The following is a 2138-nucleotide window of genomic DNA, read 5'->3' on the forward strand; positions in this document are numbered from 1 at the left end:
CCGTTACCTTTCATTAAGAAAATAGACTTGTATGTAATATCTAATTTTGATATATTTGCATAATGAAAGTATCAATAATAGATATAAAAGGAAATGAGTTTGATGCTTTTATTGAGCAAGCTTCCAAAAAAGACATAAAGAGTCTCGGAAGCAAATGGCAATTTGACTGGTCTAAAATATACGAAGATGATCAATTGACTTTTAAGCTTGTAAAGGATAAGGAAATACAAGGTTTATTGAAGCTTGAATGGGAAAACGAGGAATACGTAATAATGAAAAACGTTGAGGTTTCTCCTGCAAACTTTGGATCGCAAGGTAAATTTTCCAATGTTGCTGAGCTTTTGATTGCATTTGCTTGCTACCAAACCTTCGCCATAAATAAAAATGGATATATTGGTTATTTGGCATTTACTAGTAAAGGAAATCTCATTGATCATTATCAAGAGAAATATGGAGCTGAATTAATATTTCGTGAGAGGATGATTATTGCTCCTCTACAAGGGCTAAAATTAATTGAAACACATCTTAAATTAAATATCAGAAAATGAAACAGAAAATAGGTTTCGATCATCTCATCGGAGAAGAAAATAAGAAGTTAAGTAAAGAGGAACTTAAATTGTATCAACGCATAGTTCAATCTCATTCTGCTGAACAGCCAATAGAAATTAAGAGGTCAATTGAGCATATCAATATCAGTCTTCAAATGCAAAGCTATTTAGAATCGGATAATTCAGATGTTACAACAGCCGGAGCTTTTCTAGAAAGACTTTTAAAGATTTATGAAATTAAAAAATCCCAATTCGCTGAATTCATTGACATAGAAAGAACTAATTTTTATGCATTGTTAAAAGGACGAAGGAAATTCAATATTTCAATTGCCACGAAAGTTGGCGAAATTTTTAAAATAGATCCAGAACTTTGGCTATTTATCGAGGCTAAGAATGAAATGAAGGAATATAAATGTGAGAAATCTTCAAATGCAAGGAAATATACATTGGCCAACTTATTAAACGAAAGGTAACACTATGCAAGAAGTAACTTCCTCCTATCGTCGTCGCTACTCTTGCAATTCACCGTTAGAGAGAATTATTTAATATAAAAATTGATACAACATGACAAAGAAATCTACAGAAACTAATGTAAAAGCAACAAATCAAAAGGAAGCTGATGAAATTCCAGAAATTAAAGATTCAGAGCTTTTTAGCCATCTATTTAAAGGCTATGGCCCTGAAGATCTCAATCCTGATAAACGATTGTATAAAGATTTACTAACTCAATACTTAAAGCAAGAAATCAGTAAACATCCAGTTTCTAAAAAGTATGATTTAGTCATTTTATTTGATGACAGCACCATGATGAAAAGTGATGCGGACAAAGTATATAATTCCGTAACAAAATTTACAAAGGACAAACCTCTACTGCTCGTACTTTTCTCAAGTGGCGGAAATCCAGGCTCCGCATATTTGATAGGAAAATTGTGTAGAGAGTATTCAAATGGAAAAATGGTTGTGGTGATACCAAGATATGCAAAGTCAGCAGCTACATTACTTTGTTGTGCAGCAAATGAGATTCACATGGGAAGTTTAAGTGAGTTAGGTCCAATTGACCCTCAAATAAATGGCTTGCCAGCTTTAGGACTTAAAAATTCAATTGAGCATATTGCAGATTTAGTGAAAGAAAATCCTGATTCAGCTGACTTATTTGCAAAGTACTTAAGTCTTTCAATTGAACCGATTCAAATAGGATATTATGAACGTGTTGCTGAGTCAGCTATGCAATATGCAGAAAACTTACTTTCAACCCACAAAGAAAATTTACCCAGAGATGCAAAGTCTATTGCCTATGATCTTGTGTACAAATATAAAGACCATGGATTTGTAATTGACAAAACTGAAGCAATCAAAATCTTAGGTAATGAAATTATTAAAGGAAATACTGATGAATATGACCTGGGTAATAGAATTTATCAAATACTTGAATCTCAAGATAGATTATTGACACTGCTAAAGCATAATTTTTACTTTATAGGAAGTGAAGATTCAGAAGCAACAATCAACAAAAGAAGGTAACTCTCTCTAACAGGTGGCGATGATGTAAGAGCTCCTATCGTCGCTCCTCCACATGCCACTGATCCGTTA

Annotated in this window: 3 protein-coding genes; all 3 read left to right on the forward strand. The window is 32.9% G+C overall.

From position 1 onward, the window contains the following. Positions 1-62 precede the first annotated feature (62 nt). The 3 genes from L2567_RS20785 to L2567_RS20795 all read left to right on the forward strand — a co-directional run bounded on the left by L2567_RS20785 (position 63) and on the right by L2567_RS20795 (position 2069). The gene (locus L2567_RS20785) at positions 63-548 is read left to right on the forward strand and encodes a hypothetical protein (protein ID WP_235299790.1); all 486 of its coding nucleotides are present in this window, start codon (positions 63-65) and stop codon (positions 546-548) included. Beyond that, positions 545-1021: a helix-turn-helix transcriptional regulator gene (locus tag L2567_RS20790; RefSeq protein WP_235299791.1), complete on the forward strand. Its 477-nt coding sequence runs from the start codon at positions 545-547 to the stop codon at positions 1019-1021. The genes L2567_RS20785 and L2567_RS20790 overlap by 4 nt, the downstream gene beginning before the upstream one ends. A 91-nt stretch (positions 1022-1112) precedes the next feature. Beyond that, positions 1113-2069, forward strand: a complete 957-nt coding sequence (locus tag L2567_RS20795; RefSeq protein WP_235299792.1) for an SDH family Clp fold serine proteinase — start codon at positions 1113-1115, stop codon at positions 2067-2069. Positions 2070-2138 lie beyond the last annotated feature (69 nt).

Origin of the sequence: Portibacter marinus (genome assembly GCF_021533195.1) — a bacterium.
Lineage (GTDB): Bacteria > Bacteroidota > Bacteroidia > Chitinophagales > Saprospiraceae > Portibacter > Portibacter marinus.